The 16,809-nt window shown below is 69.9% G+C and carries 15 protein-coding genes; 4 read left to right on the top strand and 11 right to left on the bottom strand.

Features of this window, described 5'->3' with window-relative positions:
- From ACIY1X_RS16585 to hisC, 3 genes are all read right to left on the bottom strand, one after another.
- The coding region (locus ACIY1X_RS16585; RefSeq protein WP_399682463.1) for an MFS transporter at positions 1–1,205 on the bottom strand (1,205 nt) is incomplete at its 3' end.
- Between the two features lie 117 nt (positions 1,206–1,322).
- Positions 1,323–2,207, bottom strand: coding sequence for a LysR family transcriptional regulator (locus ACIY1X_RS16580; protein ID WP_399682466.1), 885 nt, complete (start codon positions 2,205–2,207; stop codon positions 1,323–1,325).
- An 89-nt stretch (positions 2,208–2,296) separates the two neighbouring features.
- Complete coding sequence (gene hisC / locus ACIY1X_RS16575; protein WP_399682461.1) at positions 2,297–3,463, bottom strand: histidinol-phosphate transaminase; 1,167 nt, start codon at positions 3,461–3,463, stop codon at positions 2,297–2,299.
- A gap of 36 nt (positions 3,464–3,499) precedes the next feature.
- Between hisC and ACIY1X_RS16570 the strand changes: the two genes are divergently transcribed.
- Positions 3,500–4,450, top strand: a complete 951-nt coding sequence (locus ACIY1X_RS16570; protein WP_399682458.1) for a LysR family transcriptional regulator — start codon at positions 3,500–3,502, stop codon at positions 4,448–4,450.
- On the opposite strand, the gene ACIY1X_RS16565 is transcribed toward ACIY1X_RS16570, so the two are convergent.
- The gene (locus ACIY1X_RS16565) at positions 4,437–5,411 is read right to left on the bottom strand and encodes a Bug family tripartite tricarboxylate transporter substrate binding protein (protein WP_399682455.1); all 975 of its coding nucleotides are present in this window, start codon (positions 5,409–5,411) and stop codon (positions 4,437–4,439) included. The two genes, ACIY1X_RS16570 and ACIY1X_RS16565, sit on opposite strands and share 14 nt — an antisense overlap.
- 183 nt (positions 5,412–5,594) lie before the next feature.
- Between ACIY1X_RS16565 and ACIY1X_RS16560 the strand changes: the two genes are divergently transcribed.
- The 3 genes from ACIY1X_RS16560 to ACIY1X_RS16550 are packed head-to-tail and all read left to right on the top strand — an operon-like array spanning position 5,595 to position 8,331.
- Entirely contained in the window at positions 5,595–6,605 is a 1,011-nt protein-coding gene (locus ACIY1X_RS16560; RefSeq protein WP_399682453.1) for a Bug family tripartite tricarboxylate transporter substrate binding protein, read from the top strand.
- 42 nt (positions 6,606–6,647) lie between these two features.
- Entirely contained in the window at positions 6,648–7,385 is a 738-nt protein-coding gene (locus ACIY1X_RS16555; RefSeq protein ID WP_399682450.1) for an SDR family NAD(P)-dependent oxidoreductase, read from the top strand.
- 58 nt (positions 7,386–7,443) lie between these two features.
- Positions 7,444–8,331: a LysR family transcriptional regulator gene (locus ACIY1X_RS16550; RefSeq protein ID WP_399682447.1), complete on the top strand. Its 888-nt coding sequence runs from the start codon at positions 7,444–7,446 to the stop codon at positions 8,329–8,331.
- Between the two features lie 17 nt (positions 8,332–8,348).
- On the opposite strand, the gene ACIY1X_RS16545 is transcribed toward ACIY1X_RS16550, so the two are convergent.
- From ACIY1X_RS16545 to hpaH, 7 genes are read right to left on the bottom strand one after another with little or no spacing between them, the layout of a single operon-like run.
- A complete protein-coding gene (locus ACIY1X_RS16545) occupies positions 8,349–9,770 on the bottom strand; it encodes an aldehyde dehydrogenase family protein (protein ID WP_399682444.1) in 1,422 nt (473 codons plus the stop codon).
- Entirely contained in the window at positions 9,767–11,449 is a 1,683-nt protein-coding gene (locus tag ACIY1X_RS16540; protein ID WP_399682441.1) for a thiamine pyrophosphate-dependent enzyme, read from the bottom strand. Before ACIY1X_RS16540 ends, ACIY1X_RS16545 begins: the two co-directional genes overlap by 4 nt.
- A gap of 41 nt (positions 11,450–11,490) precedes the next feature.
- Complete coding sequence (locus ACIY1X_RS16535) at positions 11,491–12,672, bottom strand: L-lactate dehydrogenase (RefSeq protein ID WP_399682438.1); 1,182 nt, start codon at positions 12,670–12,672, stop codon at positions 11,491–11,493.
- Positions 12,673–12,675: 3 nt separating this feature from the next.
- Complete coding sequence (locus tag ACIY1X_RS16530; protein ID WP_051953960.1) at positions 12,676–13,644, bottom strand: tripartite tricarboxylate transporter substrate binding protein; 969 nt, start codon at positions 13,642–13,644, stop codon at positions 12,676–12,678.
- Positions 13,645–13,684: 40 nt separating this feature from the next.
- Positions 13,685–14,404, bottom strand: coding sequence for a class II aldolase/adducin family protein (locus ACIY1X_RS16525; RefSeq protein WP_399682436.1), 720 nt, complete (start codon positions 14,402–14,404; stop codon positions 13,685–13,687).
- An 18-nt stretch (positions 14,405–14,422) separates the two neighbouring features.
- Positions 14,423–15,880, bottom strand: a complete 1,458-nt coding sequence (locus ACIY1X_RS16520; RefSeq protein WP_399682433.1) for an NAD-dependent succinate-semialdehyde dehydrogenase — start codon at positions 15,878–15,880, stop codon at positions 14,423–14,425.
- A 33-nt stretch (positions 15,881–15,913) separates the two neighbouring features.
- Positions 15,914–16,714 carry a 2-oxo-hept-4-ene-1,7-dioate hydratase gene (hpaH, locus tag ACIY1X_RS16515; protein ID WP_399682430.1) on the bottom strand — a complete coding sequence of 267 codons (801 nt, stop codon included), beginning with the start codon at positions 16,712–16,714 and terminating at the stop codon, positions 15,914–15,916.
- Between the last annotated feature and the right edge of the window lie 95 nt (positions 16,715–16,809).

Raw genomic sequence — 16,809 nt, 5'->3', positions numbered from 1 at the left:
TGCGGCAGCCGCGTGAACGCGATCGCCGACAGGAAGGCCGCGATGCCCAGCGAGAACGCGCCGATGAAAAGCCACGCATAGCTGGAAAACGTGTCGTAGATCAGCCCGCCCAGCACGGGCCCCAGCGCCATGCCGAAGCTGCTGGCCATCGTGGTGCCGCCGATCACCGTGCCCATCATGCGCAGCGGGAAGTTCTCGCGCGCGATCACGGCGAACAGCGGCATCACGCCCGCATAGGTGAAGCCAAACAGCGCCGCGACGGTGTAGAAGCTCCCCAACTGGCGCGCGGAGATGTAGCCCAGCACCACGACCGCCTGCGCCAGCAGCGCCAGCACCAGGACGCGCGCCGCCCCGAAGCGGTCGCCCAGCAGCCCGAACACCAGGCGCCCGCCCATGCCCGCGAGCCCTTCCATGCTGTAGATCGACACGGCGGCCATCAGCGGGATGCCGCAGGTCACGGCGTAGCTCACCGTGTGGAAGATCGGCCCCGAGTGGGTGGCGCAGCTCAGGAAGCTCGTCAGCACCAGGATCAGGAACGGCGCCGAGCGCAGGGCCTGCCCGACCGACAGAGCCGGCGCCTGTGCCGCGCCCGGCGCCGCGGCGGACGCGGCCTGCGCCAGCGCGGGCGGACGGCGCACCAGCCATGCCGCCGGCACCATGACGGCCGCCGCCAGGGCCGCGATGACCTGCAGCGAGCTTCGCCAGTCGTGGTGCTGCACCAGCCACGCAGCCAGCGGCGACATGGTCATCGGCGCCATGCCCATGCCGGCCGACACCAGCGACACGGCCAGGCTGCGCCGCGTGTCGAACCAGCCCGTGACGCACGCCATCATCGGCGCGAAGATCCCCGCCGCGCTGAACCCGACCACCACGCCGAACAGCAACTGGAATGCCAGGAGCGACGTCGCCAGGCTGGCCAGCGCGAGGCCGGCGGCGAGCAGCACGGAACTTGCCAGCACCACGATGCGCGGGCCCACGCGGTCGGAGAGGTAGCCCCAGGCGATGCTGCCGAGCGCCAGCGCCACGAAAGCGAGCGTCATCGCGGTGGAGATCCCCGTGGTGGACCACCCGGTGCCCTGCGCGATCGGCCGCAGGAACACCGGCAGCGAGAACAGTCCGCCGATCGCCACGCAGCCGAGCACGCCGCCGGCGGCCACGATGATCCAGCGGTAGTGCGTGCGCAGCGCGTTCGTCCAGGAAGCCATGGTCCGGTCCTCGGTTGATTCGGTTGGGTCTGGGGAGCAGGCTACATCCGCCCGCCGGGCGGCGGGAGTAACAAACGTGGCGCGATGGTCCGCATCGGGGCCGGGCGTCAACAGGCCCTAGCCGTTGCGGACAGTCTGCTTGAGCACTTCGAGGAACGACGCTGCCGCGGGCGAGAGGGAACGATCGCGCCGGAAATGAGCGCCGATCACGCGCTCGATGGTCGGGCGCATGAGCCGCTGCGTCACCAGCTTCGCTTCCTGCGCCACGATGGACGGCGGAACCACCACAACGCCGAGTCCGTTCACCGCCAATGCGACGGCGGTGGAGAGAAGAGAGACCTCGTGCTCGATCCGGAGCTGCACGCCCGCCTCCCTCGCGGCAGCTTCGATGCTGCCCCGGATGCCATAGCCGGAGCGCACCGTCACCATGGGCAGGCCGCCCAGTTGCTTCCAGGTCATCGCGCCGCCGCCGGGAAACGTGGCGGAGGGCAGGGCGGCGGCGACCAATGTCTCGCGGATGAGCACCTCCGCGCGCAGCGCCGGCACCGGCGCCTCGAGCGTACCGACCCCGAAATCGATGTGGCTCGCTTCCATGGCGGTGACGAATTCCGCCGGGCCGACCTCTTCGATCTCCAGGCTCACGCCGGGATGCCTGTCGAGGAACCGCCTCATCGCCGGAGGAAGCATGGCCTGCGCCACCGCCGCGGTGGCGACCACGCGGACCCGTCCCGCATGCACGCCGGCCAGTTCGCTCATCGAGACCGACAAGCCTTCCATCTCGGCCAGCGCGCGCTGCGCATAGCCGATGGCGCGGGCCGCGGCATCCGTCCGGCGGATCGACCGGGTGCTGCGGTCGAACAGGCTGATCCCCAGCTTGGCCTCGAGCTCGCGCACCAGCATGGTCACCGCCGGCTGCGTCAGCGAGAGCGCCTGCGCCGCGGCCGAGATGCTGCCGGTGTGGTAGACGGCGACGAAGGCGCGCAACTGCCGTACCGAAGGCATGGCGGACAAAGGCTGCTTATGAATCGACATGGAAGCATCAATTTCACATATATGCGTCCTCCGACTTTAATCAGTCCGCCACGGTCTTCTCATCCCCGCGCCGGTTGCCCGGCGCCGGCGACCTCGAGCAGCCTGTCGATCTCCGGCTGCGTGCCGATGCTGATGCGCACCCAGTCGGCCAGCCCATACGACGCCACGGGCCGCACGATCAGGCCGTGCTGTTCCAGCCTGCGCGCGAAGTCGGCACCGCCCTTGACGTCGGCCAGGACGAAGTTGGTGTGCGACTCGAGGCATCGGCAGCCCATCGACGCCAGCCCCTCCACGAGCGCCGCGCGCCCCTGGCGGGTCGCGGCCACGGTGCGGACGATGAAGTCCTGGTCTTCCAGCGCGGCGATGGCGGCGACCTGTGCGGGCTCGGAGATCGTGAAAGGCGACCGCACCCTGCGCATGACGTCCGCGAGGCCGGGCTGCGCGATGCCGTATCCGACCCGCAGGCCCGCCAGGCCATAGGCCTTGGAGAAGGTCCTCGTGACCACGAGGTTGGCGTGCTCCCGCACCCAGGCCACCGAGTCGCCGCGCCGGTCGGGCGGCAGGAACTCGACATACGCTTCGTCGAGCAGCACGACGACGTGCGGGGGCACCCGGCCCAGGAAGGACCTCAGTGCTTCCGGATCGACGGCGGTGCCCGTCGGGTTGCCGGGATTGGCGATGTAGACCAGCGAAGTCGACGGCAGGATCGACCTGGCGAGGCCTTCCAGATCGACGGTGAAATCCGGCGAGGCGACGACGGTGGAATGCGCCCCCAGCTTCTGGACTGCGTTCACATAGGCCTGAAAGGAATACTGCGCATAGCTGGTCGACCGGCCGGGTTCGAGCAGGCAGGCGGCCACGTTGCCCAGGACGCTCTCCGAACCGGCCCCCACGACGATCCACTCGCGCGGAACGTCGTGAAACCGCGCGATCGCATCCGAAAGCGCTGCGCAGTCGCTGTCGGGGTAGCGGGACAGGTCGATGCCGGCGCTCGACAGGGCGGCGAGCGCCCTGGGGCTGGCGCCCAGCGGGTTCTCGTTGGACGCGAGCTTGACGATCCGGTCTGCGGCGAGGCCCGAGCGTGCGGCGACGGCAGAGATCGGAAGGCCCGGGACGTACGGCTTGAGCGCTGCGACATGCGCCGGGTACGGGATGGAAGAGTTCATCGCCCGATGGTCGGCCGGTCGGATGCAGGTGACCAGCACCGGATGGCGCTTCGCGATCACCTTTGGCGATCAGGCGCGCACGACTACCATCGCGCCATGCGATTGCAGCAGCTGCGTGACCTCCTCGCCGTGGTGTCTCACGGCGGCTATCGGGCGGCGGCGCGGGCGCTGAACGTGTCGCAGGCGGGCTTGACCAAGAGCCTGGCGAAGCTGGAGGAAGAGCACGACGTCGTGCTGATCCAGAGGACGTCCCAGGGCATCGCGCTGACCTCCGCGGGCGAGGAGTTCGTCTCGTACGCCCGCGCCGTGCTTCACGAGGCGGACCGGGCGGAGGCGTGGCTCAGCCGCGCGCGGCGGCCGGCACCGAAGCAGGTGAAGGTCGGCGTCTCGGTGGAGCCGTCCCTGAGGCTCGTGCCCTCGGTGCTGAAGGACTTCCGCCAGGCCTTTCCCAAGACCACGATCCACCTGACGCAGCGCTCCTCGAACGAACTCGTTGCAGCCGTCCTCGACAACCGCGTCGACTTCGCGGTGATGCGGCTGCCGCAGCACGTCCTGCCCGACGACCTGCGCGTCGAGCCTCTTTACTCCACCAGCGCGGCCATCATGGCCCGCAGGGGCCATCCTCTGCAGGGCGCCACGACCGTCGGCCAGTTGGTCGACTCTCACTGGATCGTCGTCGGTGATCCGGCGCGGCCCGGGCACCAGGACGAGAGCATCCAGGAACTCTTCCTCCAGCACCGCCTCGGCCAGCCGCGCTTCGCGGCGGTGTCCGATTCGGTCTTCGGCGCGATCTCGATGCTGCTCGAGACGGATTGCGTCGCGCGGCTTCCGGCGCAGCTTCTGCAGCATCCGTTGACGGCAGGCAGCCTGGTCGAGATCCCCGTGCTCGAGCAGGCGCACCTGGCCTATCAGGTCGGCATCGTGTCGAAGACCGCGCGGCGGCTCGGCTCGGAGGCGGCGCAGCTCGCCGCCATGCTGCGGTCCTTCGCGCGCCTGTCGGGCGTGCTGAAGAACCTGGGCGCCGTCGAAGGCGTCAGTCGGGCTTGAAGCCGGAGTCCTTCACGACCGGCGCCCACTGCTGAAGCTCGGCCGCCTGCAGCCGCGTGAAATCCCGCGAGCCGAGATAGGCGGTCTGAAGCACCATCTTGTTCAGCCTGTCCTTCACCTCCTGGCTGGCGAGGGCGTTCGCGATCGCCTGGTCCAGCCGGGCCACGACGGGGCCGGGCGTTCCCGCGGGCAGGAAGGCGCCGAACCAGCCTTCCACGGGGTCCATCCCGATGCCCTGTTCCGCCAGCGTGGGGATGTCGGGCGCCAGGACGTAGCGCTGGTCGCTGAAGACGCCGAGCACGCGGATCTTGCCTGCGCGGTGGTGCTCGATCTGGTCGACGAGCGTGTCGATGGCCGCGGGCAGGTGGCCGCCGATCAGGTCGGTGACAAGCGGCGCGCCTCCCTTGAAGGCGACGTGGGTCCATTCCAGCCCCGTCGCCTTGCCGAATACCAGGCCCGCGAAGTGGGCCATGCCGCCGGCGCCCGATGTGCCGTAGCTGGCGTCCTTGTTGTTCTTCATGGCGGACACCAGTTCGGGCGCCGTCCTGACGCTGCTGGTGGCCGGCACCGCGAGTGCCATCGGATAGCTGGCCAGCCGGGCGAGGGGGATGAAGTCCTCCATCACCTTGTAGTCGATCTGGTGGGCGTAGACGAGCGACTGGATGGTGGTCAGCGCATTCGGCGCGATGAGGACCACGCTGCCGTCGGCGGGCGAGCGCTTGAGCAGGGACGCCGAGATGCGGCCGCCGGCGCCCGGCTTGTTGTCCACGACCACGGTGGTCTTCAACTGGTCCTGCAAGGGCTGCTGGATCAGCCTGGCCAGGATGTCGACGCTGCCGCCCGGCGGGTAGGGGACCACGAGCTTGACCAGCGGTGGCAGGGACTGGGCCTGCGCCGTGCCGGACAGGCCCAGCAGGGACATGCTGCAGGCGATCAGAAGACGTCGGGTGAAGGAGGCCATGTGCGGTTGCCGTGAGTTGGTTGTATGTCCGCGATGCTGTCGGCAAGCGGCGCGAACGCCTAGCCGGAATTCCGAATCGCGATTTCCTTTGGAAATCGGGCTCGGGGCCGCAAGGGTTGCCCAAAATTTATTGAAGCGTTCATGAATCGAATTCGTTTGCCTCGTCGCCATGCCTGGCGTTCAATGCGCCCACTTTTCAACGGAGACCGAGGTTTGAACATCCAAGCAACCGCGCGCCGCTTCCTGTGCGGCGTGGCCATCGCCGCCGCCATCGCGCCTGCTGTCGCGCAGGACTACCCCAGCAAGCCGATCGTGATCGTGGTCCCGTTCACGACAGGCGGGGTGCTCGACACGCTGGCCCGCACCATCGGCCAGGAGCTGACGCCCGCTCTCGGCCAGTCCGTCGTGATCGACAACCGCACCGGCGCCAGCGGCAACATCGGCACCGCCGCCTATGCCCGCGCGCCTGCCGACGGCTACACCATCGGCATGGGGACGATCGCCACCCACGGCATCAATCCCAGCCTGTACGGCGACCGCCTTCCCTACGACCCGATCAAGGATTTCAAGCCGCTGGCGATGGTCGCCACGCAGCGCAACGTGGTGCTGGTGAATCCCGCCCTGCCGATCGGCAACGTCCAGCAACTGATTGCCCATGCCAAGGCCCATCCGGGCCGTGTCGCCTACGGATCGGCCGGCAACGGAAGCTCCCAGCACATGGCGGGCCAGATGCTCATGAGGCAGACGGGCATCAAGCTCACGCACGTGCCGTACCGCGGCAGCGGACCGGCCCTGATGGACCTGATCGCCGGCAACATCGACCTCATGTTCGTCGACATGCCGGCGGCCATGCCCCACATCCAGTCGGGCAAGGTGCGCCCCATCGGCGTCACCTCGCTCGATCGCTCCAGCGCATTGCCGGACGTGCCGACCGTGGCGGAGCAGGGCGTGCCGGGCTTCGAGGTCACCGCCTGGTTCGGCGTGCTCGCTCCCGCGCAGACGCCGCAGCCGATCGTCGACCGCCTGAGCAGCGAGATCCTCAAGGTCATGGCCAGGCCCGCCGTGATCCAGAAGATGAAGAGCCTGGGCGCCGACCCGGTCGCCGTGCCGCCGGCGCAGTTCGGCCAGCACATCGCGCGCGAGATCGAGCGGTGGACGGCGGTGGTGAACGAGCTCAACGTGAAACTGGACTGAGGCGAGATGACGGATACACAGGCCGGCCGCCTGGCCGGCAAGGTGGCGCTGATCACCGGTGCCGCGGTGGGCATCGGGCGCGCGAGCGCATTGCGCTTCGCGGCCGAGGGCGCCGCGGTGGCCGTGGCGGACATCGACCGGCCGCGCCTGCAGGCCCTGGCCGATGCGCTGCAGGCGAGCGGGACCTCCTGCATGGCCCTGCCCATGGACGTGACGGACGAATCCAGCGTAGCGGCCGCGTTCGGGCAAGTGCGTGAGCGGTACGGGCGCCTGGACGTCCTCATGAACAACGCCGGCGGCTCGTCCATGAACGACCGGAACGTCGTCGACATCGACATGGAGGAGTTCTGGCGGGCGATACGCATCGACCTCTTCGGCACCTTCGTGTGCTGCCGTCACGCGATACCGCTGATGCGCCTGGCGAAGGGCGGCTCGATCATCAACATGGGGTCCATCAGCGCACACCGCGGGCTGGTCGGCAGGGATGCCTACACGTGCGCGAAGGGCGGCGTGACGGCCCTGAGTCGCTCGCTGGCCGTGGAGTTCGCGGCGGAGCGCATACGCAGCAACGTCATCGCCCCGGGCGCCGTCCTGAGCGAGCGGATGGAGAACTTCATCCGCGACGACGAGCGCGTGCGCACGGCCGTGAGCAGGCACCTGCTGGGCCTGCCGGCGCCCGACGAGGTGGCGGCGACGGCCGTCTTCCTCGCGAGCGACGAATCGGCCCACATGACGGGCGCCGTGCTGGCGCTGGACGGAGGCCGTAGCGCAGCGGCGTGAAGCTGGTGTTCCGGCCGGTCGGGCGCCGACAATGGCAAGGTCGATTCCCGGCCCTTCCATGCGCAACGTTCCATCGGTCCAGCAATTGCGTGCATTCGTGGCGATCTACCGCACCGGCAAGATCGCCACCGCCGCCGCCGAACTCTCGCTGACGCAGTCGGCCGTGAGCGTCCTGCTGCGCCAGCTCGAGAGCAGGCTCGGCACGCGCCTGTTCGACCGGGCATCGCGCGCGCTTCACCGCACGCAAGCGGCCGACGAACTGATCGCGCGCGCCGACCACGTGCTGTCCGAACTGGCCGGCATGACCCAGGACATGCGGCAGCTCTCCCAGGCCCAGCGCGGCCTCATCCGGGTGGCGGTGACACCGGTCATCGCGCAGGCGCTCATCCCGCCGGTGCTCGAGCGTTTCCAGCAGGCGCATCCCCAGGTGCGCGTGGTGCTCCAGGACGCAGGGCCCGAGATGTTCCTGGCCAACCTGCTGTCGGGCCGCGCCGACTTCGGCATCGGCATCGCCGACGAATCGCATCCGGAGCTGGATTCGCGCGTCATCATGAACGACCAGCTCTATCTGCTGTGCGCGCCGTCGAGCGCGCTGGCCTCATCCCGCGATCCGCTGCCGTGGCGCGCCCTGGGCGAGGAGCCCATGGTGCTCCTTCGCCCCGGCTACGGCCTGCGCCGCAAGATCGACCAGGCGGGCGCACGCGCCGGCGTCCAGCTCATCGTGGCGCACGAGGTCACGCTCTACACGACGGCCATCGCGCTGACGGCCAGGGGCCTGGGCTCCACCATGGTGCCGGCGTCGACCGCCAAGGAACTGGTGCGGGTCCACGGACTCGTGGCGCGCAAGCTCACCTCGCCCGTGGTCCGGCGCCCCATCAGCGTCATCACGCGCAAGGGGCATCTGCTGCCGCCGGCCGGCGAGCTGTTCGTGGCCGCTTTCCATTGACGCGGCGGCCGCTCGTCCTACGCGCCGTGCAGGGCGCGGTAGTTCAGCAGGTCCTCGATGCCGAAGCGCCCGTTCTCGCGGCCGAAGCCCGACCAGCCCCAGCCGCCGAAGGGCGTCGCGAGGTTCTGCGGCGCGCCGTTGATGACCACCTGGCCCGTCTTCATCTGCCGCGCCGCGGCGCGGGCCCGATCGGCATCGCCTGACCAGACGGCGCCCGACAGGCCGTACCGGGTGGCATTGGCCATCTCGATGGCCTGGCGCTCGTCGTCGTACGGCATCAGGGCGAGGACCGGTCCGAAGACTTCCTCCTGCGCCAGTTCCATCGCCGGCGTCACGCCGTCGACGAGGGTCGGCTGCACGAAGAAGCCGGCTCTCGCTTCGCTGTCGGGCGACGCGCCGCCGAACACCAGGTCGCCGCCCTGTGCAACGGCGCGCCGGATCATCGCCTGGACGCGCTCGAACTGCGCCTTCGTGGCCACCGGGCCCAGCCGGGTGGCCGGATCCAGCGGCGAGCCGACCGGCCAGTGGTCCAGCCCGTCCTGGAGGCGCCGCCGGATCTCCGGCACCAGGCGCCGCGGCGCGATCAGCCGCGACTGGCAGACGCAGGCCTGGCCCGAGTTGGCCATACTCATCCGCAGCACCGCGGGCAGGGCGGCGTCGAGGTCGGCGTCCTCGAGGAGCACGGCGGCGGACTTGCCGCCCAGCTCCAGCGTCACCGGCTTCGGGCCTTCGGCGGCAGCCGCCATGATCCGGCGGCCGACGTGGGTGGAGCCGGTGAAGCTGATCCGGTCGACGCCGGGGTGGCGAACGAGCTGTTCGCCCACGTCGGGGCCGCCCCAGACCAGGTTGAAGACGCCTGCGGGCAGCCCGGCGGCATGTGCGGCCTCGGCGAAGACCATCGCGGCGCCCGGAGCCACCTCGCTGGGCTTGAGCACCACGGTGCAGCCCGCGGCGATGGCGGCGGCGACCTTGGCGACGATCTGGTGCAGCGGGAAGTTCCACGGCGTGATGGCCGCCAGCACGCCGGAGGGCACGCGCTCGACGACGCCGTTGCCGACGCGTTCTTCCCAGTCGATCTGGCCGATGGCCTCGATCGCGAGTTCCAGGCCCTTCAGCGGCATCGGCAACTGCATCAGGCCGCCCAGCCACACGGGGCATCCGATCTCCTGCGCGAGCAGGCGCGTGGCCTCGTCTGCGCGCGCGCTCAACTGCGCGTGCAGCCGCCCGAGCGCTTCCCGCCGCTCGTCGAGCGTGCTCCGGCTCCAGGCCTGGAATCCCGAGCGGGCGCTGCCGATCGCACGCTCGACGTCTTCCGTCGAGCACGACGCGACGTGGCCGGCCTCGACGCCGGTGGAGGGGTCGACCACCGGCATGCGGGCCGTGCCGCGCGACGGCAGGAACCGCCCCTCGGCGTAGTGGTTCGCATAGGCGTGCTTCATCGGGGCTCCCCGAGCGGATTCGCCGGTGCGGCGGGGCCGGTCATGCCCTTCATGGGCTGGAGCCGAAGCAGGTGCCACGGGCTGGGCACCACGCCGAGCTTGACCTCGACGAGCACCGGGCCGGGCTCGTCGTTCGCGGCCCGCACGGCGCCGAAGAGCGCTTCCGGGGAGTCGGCCTGGACATACGGCACCCCGAAGGCGGACGCCAGCAGCCGGAAGTCCGGGTTGGTGAGTTCCACCGCCACCTCGGCACCGAACTCCCGCTTCTGGATGGCGCGGACGTTGCCGTAGTGGCCGTCGTTGAAGACCACCAGCGTGACCGGCAGCCCGTAGCGTCTTGCCGTCGCGAGTTCCTGCATGTTCCAGCCGAAGCCGCCGTCGCCCGTGATGGAGACCACGCGCCTGCCGCGCCCGCCGACCGCCGCGCCCAGCGCCACGGGAAAGCCGTATCCCAGGGTGCCCTGGTAGCCGGGTCCGATGTAGGTCCGTGGCGCGAAGACCGGAAAGGCGATGCGGGCCAGGTAGCCCACCTGCGTCAGCTCATTGACGAAGATGCCGTCCTCGGGCATGGCGTCGCGCAGGGCGCGCACATAGGACGCCTGGGGCTCGACCTGCTCGATCTGGGCCGATGCCCACTCCTTCACCCGCCCGGCATCCTCGTTGGACAGCGCCGTGCGCTTCTTCACGCGCGCGCCGAGTTCCCGAAGCCCCTGGGCGGCATCGGCCTGGATCGCCACCTCGGCCGTGCGGGGCGCGGTGAGGTCGTCGGCATCGATGTTGATGTAGATATAGCGGATCGTGCCGGCAGGCCACGAGGGCGTGGGCGTCAGGGCGTCGATGAAGCGGCTGCCCACGACGAGCACGACGTCGGCGTGCTGGAAGACGGCGCGGCCCGCCAGCGCGTTCATGCCCAGGGGGTGCGCATCGCTGATGGCGCCCCGCCCGTTGTCGCTCATCACGACCGGCGCGCCCAGCTTCTCCGCAAGCTCGCGAAGAGGGCCGTCCGCGTCCGCGGACAGCACGCCGCCGCCCGCGTAGATGACGGGCAGCCTGGCCGCGTCGAGCAGGGCCGCGGCTTGGTCGTACAACCGGGCATCCGGCGCCTCGGCAGGCGGCGCGTCCTGTTTGGCGGCGCGGGCCTCGCCCTCCACCTTCGCGCTCAGGAAATCGTGGGGGATCTCCAGGCCGACCGGGCGGGGCCGGCCCGCCTCCAGCTGGGCGAACGCGGCGTCCACGGACGGGGCGATGTCCTCGGGCGAGCCGGCGAGGTGGCTCCACTTCGTCAACCCCTTGACGAAACCGGTCTGGTCCTTGATCTCGTGCAGCAGGCCCAGGCCCTTGCCCAGCCCGGTCGAGTGGATCTGGCCGGTGACGAAGAGCACCTTGGAGTTGGAGGCGTAGGCGGTGGACAGGCCCGCGCCCGCGTTCAGCGCCCCGGGGCCCGGAACCACCATGGCGGCGCCCGTCCGGCCGGTGGCACGGTAGTACCCGTCGGCCATGTACGTCGTCGTCTGCTCGTGGCGGGGGATGAAGAGGCTGATCTCGTCGGGGCGCTGGCGCAGCGCGTCGACGGCCCAGTCCAACTGGATGCCCGGAATCAGGAAGAGGTCCTCGATGCCGTGGCGGATGAGACGGTCGACCAGGACCTGGCCGCCTGTCTTGGATTGGGGTGTGCTCATAGGGATGTGCTGTGGTGTCGGTGAAGGTCGTGCGGTGCGCATCAATGCGCGCGGTGGTGCGTGCGCTGCGCCGTGGGGAACGTCCCCGGCAGCAGGATCCCGCGGTCGACGGACCGGACCTCGGTCCGGCCGCAAAGCGCCATGGTCAGGTCCAGCTCGGAGGCGATGAGCTCCAGGCACTTGCGCACGCCGGCCTGGCCGGCCGCGCCGAGTCCGTAGAGAAAGGGGCGGCCGATCATGGTGGCCGATGCGCCCAGCGCCAGTGCCTTGAGGACGTCCTGCCCCGTGCGTATGCCGCCGTCCAGCCAGACCTCCATCTGCCGGGCCGCGGCGTCCACGATGGCGGGAAGCGATTCGATCGTGCTGGGTGCGCCGTCGAGCTGCCGGCCGCCGTGGTTGCTCACCACCAGCGCATCCGCCCCGGAAGACGCCGCATGCCGCGCGTCCTCGGGATCCAGGATGCCCTTGAGGATCAGCTTGCCGCCCCAGAGCTTCTTGACCCATTCGACGTCCTGCCACGAGAGCGTGGGGTCGAACTGCTTCGAGGCCCAGGTCGACAGGGTGGAGATGCTGTCCACGCCCCGGGCGTGCCCGACGATGTTGCCGAAGGTCCGGCGCGGGGTCCTGAGCATGCCGGCGCACCAGCGCGGCCTGGTCGCCAGGTCGACCAGGTTCGGGAAGGTCGGCTTCGGCGGTGTCGTCAGGCCGTTCCTGCGGTCCTTGTGCCGCTGGCCGGGCACCTGCAGGTCCAGCGTGAGCATCAGCGCCGAGCAGTTCGCCTGCCGGGCCCTGTCGATCAGGGACCGGATGAATGCGCGGTCGCGCATCATGTAGAGTTGGAACCAGAACGGGCGCTCGACATGCCGCGCCACGTCCTCGATGGAGCAGATGCTCATCGTCGACAGCGTGAACGGCACGCCGAAGGCCTCGGCCGCCTTCGCCGCCAGGATCTCCCCGTCCGCGTGGACCATGCCCGTGTTGCCGGTCGGCGCCAGCGCCACCGGCATCGCCACTTCCTGCCCGAGCATCCGGGTCTTCAGGGAGCGGTTCTCCAGGTTCACCGCCACGCGCTGGCGCAGCTTGATCCGTGCGAAGTCGGCCTCGTTGGCGGCGTAGGTGCTTTCCGTCCATGACCCGCCATCCACGTAGTCGTAGAACATCCGGGGCACGCGCCTGCGGGCCATGGCGCGCAGATCCTCCACGCACGTGATGGCGGCCGGCATCGCTTACTTCTGCTGCTTCGGCAGGCCGGCGATCACCTTCGCCCAGCGCTTCGACTCGGCATCGATGAAGGCGTTGAAGGGCTGCGGGCCGAGGTAGGCCGGCTCGGCCGACAGGTTCATGATCTGGGTCTGCACCTCGGGCTTCTCGAGCACGGCCTGGAGGGCGCCGGCCAGCTTCTCGGCCACGGCCGGCGGCAGTCCCTTGGGACCGAACATGCCCATCCAGGCGGGCGCGACGTAGCCGGGAACGCCCGCCTCGGCGATGGTCGGGATCTCGGGCGCGAGCTTGGAGCGGCTGGCACTGGTGACGCCGAGCGCCACCACCGTGCCGGCCTTCAGATGAGGCGCCACGGAGGTCAGGTCGACGATGGCGACGGGAACCTGCCCGCCGATGACGTCGGTGACCGCGGGCGCGCTGCCGCGATAGGGCACCGCGGGCAGCCGGGTCTTCGTCGTGCTGGCCAGCAGCTCGGCCGACAGGTGGTGCGCGGTGTACTGGCCCGAGTTGCCCGTGGGCACCTCGTCGGATTGGGCCGCGGACAGGAGGGACTGCAGGCTGCCGTATCCCGACTTCGCGCCGGCCACCAGGACCAGGGGAATGTCGGCGAGCTTCGCCAGCGGCTGCAGCTGCTTGCCCGGATCGAGGGGCGGTGCGTCCGGCAGATGGGGGCCGATGGCGATCGCGCCGGTCGCGCCCATGCCGATGGTGTAGCCGTCCGGCTGCGCCTTGGCCACCAGCAGCAGCCCCGTGGCGCCGCCGGCGCCGGGCTTGTTGTCCACGACGACCGGCTGGCCCAGCGCCTGGCCGAGTTCCTTGGCCACCACGCGGGCGATGCCGTCGGCCGAGCCGCCGGTGGCGAAGGGCGCGATGATCGTGATGGGCTTGGACGGGAACGCCTGCGCGTGGACGCTCAGGGCCGTCGCGGCGAGGCCGAGCGCACACAGGATTTTCTGGGCAAGGGAAGGGTGCACGGTTTGTCTCCGTTGGTGGTGGTTGGTGGGGGAAAGAGGCTCAGGGCAGGATGCCGGCGCGCCTGAGCATCGTGTCGAAGATGAGGCGGTTCACTTCGCTCCTGCCCGCGACGCGCGTCCGGGGCACGGTGCGCAGGATCGCTTCGGGGATCGGGCTGTTCGGCCCGCTGCCCGCGTCCGACGCGAGCTGGATCTCGCAGGCGCGCTGCAGCACCCACAGCCGGTTGAAGGCCGTGGGGACGTCGGGGCCGACCACGAGGAGGCCGTGGTTGCGCAGGATCATGTGGTTCCTGCTGCCCAGCGACGCCACCAGGCGGGGCTGCTCGTCCAGGTTGGTAGTCACGCCTTCGTACTCGTGGTAGGCCACGTCGTCGTACAGCATGGCGCTGTAGAAGTTGTCGTGGCGCAGCCCCGACGCCTTGGACGCCACCGCGCAGCCCGCCGTCGTATGCACGTGCATGATGCAGTGCGCATCGTCCCGTGCGGCATGGATGGCGCTGTGGATCACGAAGCCCGCGCGGTTCACCTGGCCGGTGCTGCCCGCACGGGGCGTGCCGTCGATGTCGATGCAGACCAGGTTCTCGGGCGTGACCTCCGCGTAGTGCAGGCCGAAGGGGTTGATCAGGTACGCGGGCTTGTCGCCTTCCGGCGCGGGCACGCGTACCGTGATGTGGTTGAAGATCAGTTCCGTCCAGCCGAGCCAGTCGAAGAGCCGGTAGCACGCGGCGAGGTCTTTGCGGATCCTTGTTTCCGATTCCATCGTGGGTTCTCCAGAACGCTACTTGAGGCCGCCGAGGCAGACGTACTTGGTCTCCATGTACTCTTCCAGGCCGTATCTGGCGCCCTCCCGTCCCATGCCGGACTGCTTGACGCCGCCGAAGGGCGCCACGGCCGTGCTGATGAGGCCGGTGTTCACGCCGACCATGCCCGCCTCGATCGCGCCCGCGACGCGCCACACGCGCGCGAGGTCGCGGGAGAAGAAGTACGAGGCGAGCCCGAACTCGCTGCTGTTGGCGATGGCGATCGCGTCCTCCTCGGTCTCGAAGCGGATCAGCGGCGCGACCGGACCGAAGATCTCCTCGTTGGCGACGCGTGCGCCCGGCGCCACGCCGGTGAGCACGGTGGGCTCGTAGAAGGTGCCGCCCAGCGCATGGCGCCGGCCGCCGGTCGCCACCGTGGCGCCGGCCTGCACGGCGTCGGCCACCAGTTCCTCCACCTTGGCCAGCGAAGGCGGGTCGATGAGAGGGCCCTGCTGCACGTCCGCGTCGATGCCGTTCCCGACCCGCAGCCGGGAGACCGCGGCGGCGAGCATGCCGGCGAAGCGGTCGTAGACGCCGGCCTGGACGAGAAAGCGGTTGGCGCAGACGCAGGTCTGGCCGCTGTTGCGGTACTTGGATGCGATGGCGCCTTCCACGGCCGCCTCGAGATCCGCATCGTCGAACACGATGAAGGGCGCGTTGCCGCCGAGTTCCAGCGACAGGCGCTTGAGGGTGGGCGCGCACTGGGCCATCAGCGTCCGGCCCACTTCGGTGGAACCGGTGAAGCTGAGCTTTCTCACCAGCGGGCTCGCCGTCAGGGCGCCGCCGATCTCGGCGGCGCTGCCGGTGACGACGCTCAACACGCCCGCGGGCACGCCCGCCCGCGAGGCGAGCTCGGCCAGGGCCAGCGCCGACAGCGGCGTCTGCGAGGCGGGCTTGACGACCATCGTGCAGCCCGCCGCGAGGGCCGGGGCCGCCTTGCGCGTGATCATCGCCGCGGGGAAGTTCCAGGGCGTGACGGCTGCGCACACGCCGACCGGCTCCTTCCTGACGACGATGTCGCGGTCCGTCCAGGGGGAGGGGATCAGGTCGCCATAGGCACGCCGGGCCTCTTCGGCGAACCACTCCACATAGGCGGCGGCATAGGCGATCTCGCCCCTGGCCTCCGCGAGCGGCTTGCCCTGTTCGCTGGTCATGATCAGGGCCAGGTCGTCCTGGTGCTCGATCATCAGCTCGAACCAGCGGCGCAGGATCCGCGCGCGATGCTCCGCGGTGGTGCCGCGCCAGGCCTTGAAGGCGCGATCGGCCGCTTCGATGGCACGCAGCGTCTCGGCCCGGCCCGCCCTGGGGACGGTGGCCACCTGCTCGCCGGTGGCGGGGTTGCGCACGACAAGGGTGGCGCCGCTGTCCGCGTCGCACCATTCGCCGGCGATGCAGGCCTTCGTGCGAAGGAGCGAAGGGTCCTTGAGTCGAATCATCGATGGGTTCCGGAAGGGGTGGTGCACGGCGCCTCAGACGAACCGGAACTGGAAGCGGCCCAGCGGCCCGTAGTCCGCATCGAACGCATCGCCCCGCCTGGCTGCCACGGGCCGGGTGAAGGAGCCCGCCAGGACGACCTGGCCGGGCAGCAGCGCCTCGCCCCAGGGCGCAAGCTTCTGGGCGAGCCACGCGATGCCGATGGCAGGATGCCCCTGGACGCCGGCGGCCAGGCCAGTCTCTTCGACCACGCCGTTCTGGCGCAGGACGGCGCCGCACCAGGGCAGGTCCACCTCGTCGGGCCGCACCTTCCTGCCGCCCAGGACGATGCCGGCGTTGGCGGCGTTGTCGCTGATGGTGTCGTAGACCTTGCGCATCACCTTGGAGTGGCGATCGAACTGCTCGATGCGGGAGTCGATGATCTCGATCGCCGGCTGCACGTACTCGGTCGCGGCGAGGACGTCCTGCATGGAGACCGATTCGCCTTGCAGCCTGTCCTTGAGGATGAAGGCCAGCTCGACTTCGACGCGCGGCGCGATGAAGCGGTCCGCCGGGATGTCTCCCGGCTCGAAGAACATGTCGTCGAGCAGCGTGCCGTAGTCCGGCTCGGTGATCTGGCTCGCCTGCTGCATCGCGCGCGACGTCAGGCCGATCTTGTGCCCCTTCACCGTCCGCCCCTCGGCGAGCTTGAGCTTCATCCAGGCGCGGGAGATGGCGTATCCGTCCTGGATGTTCATCTCCGGGAAGCGCTTGGAGAAATGTTCCACCTGGGTGCGGGACTTCTCGCTCTCGTGCAGTTCGGCGGCGAGTTGCTGAATCAGGCTGTCTTGAAGCATGGTTGTCTCTGTGTCCTGTTGAATGGAGGGGGTGGGGCTCTCACAGCCGCGACACCGCCTGAAACCCTTCGGCACTGGACGCCTGCGCCTTGGGA

This window comes from Xenophilus sp. (assembly GCF_044462705.1).
Lineage (GTDB): Bacteria > Pseudomonadota > Gammaproteobacteria > Burkholderiales > Burkholderiaceae_C > Xenophilus > Xenophilus azovorans.
This window is presented reverse-complemented; position numbering and strand designations above follow the sequence as displayed.

Bases quoted from the DNA above. Each gene is read 5' to 3' on its own strand.
- ACIY1X_RS16580 (WP_399682466.1), bottom strand. From the start codon at position 2,207: ATGCCTTCGGTACGGCAGTTGCGCGCCTTCGTCGCCGTCTACCACACC.
- ACIY1X_RS16570 (WP_399682458.1), top strand. From the start codon at position 3,500: ATGCGATTGCAGCAGCTGCGTGACCTCCTCGCCGTGGTGTCTCACGGC.
- ACIY1X_RS16565 (WP_399682455.1), bottom strand. From the start codon at position 5,411: ATGGCCTCCTTCACCCGACGTCTTCTGATCGCCTGCAGCATGTCCCTG.
- ACIY1X_RS16560 (WP_399682453.1), top strand. From the start codon at position 5,595: ATGCGCCCACTTTTCAACGGAGACCGAGGTTTGAACATCCAAGCAACC.
- ACIY1X_RS16550 (WP_399682447.1), top strand. From the start codon at position 7,444: ATGCGCAACGTTCCATCGGTCCAGCAATTGCGTGCATTCGTGGCGATC.
- ACIY1X_RS16545 (WP_399682444.1), bottom strand. From the start codon at position 9,770: ATGAAGCACGCCTATGCGAACCACTACGCCGAGGGGCGGTTCCTGCCG.
- ACIY1X_RS16540 (WP_399682441.1), bottom strand. From the start codon at position 11,449: ATGAGCACACCCCAATCCAAGACAGGCGGCCAGGTCCTGGTCGACCGT.
- ACIY1X_RS16535 (WP_399682438.1), bottom strand. From the start codon at position 12,672: ATGCCGGCCGCCATCACGTGCGTGGAGGATCTGCGCGCCATGGCCCGC.
- ACIY1X_RS16525 (WP_399682436.1), bottom strand. From the start codon at position 14,404: ATGGAATCGGAAACAAGGATCCGCAAAGACCTCGCCGCGTGCTACCGG.
- ACIY1X_RS16520 (WP_399682433.1), bottom strand. From the start codon at position 15,880: ATGATTCGACTCAAGGACCCTTCGCTCCTTCGCACGAAGGCCTGCATC.
- hpaH (WP_399682430.1), bottom strand. From the start codon at position 16,714: ATGCTTCAAGACAGCCTGATTCAGCAACTCGCCGCCGAACTGCACGAG.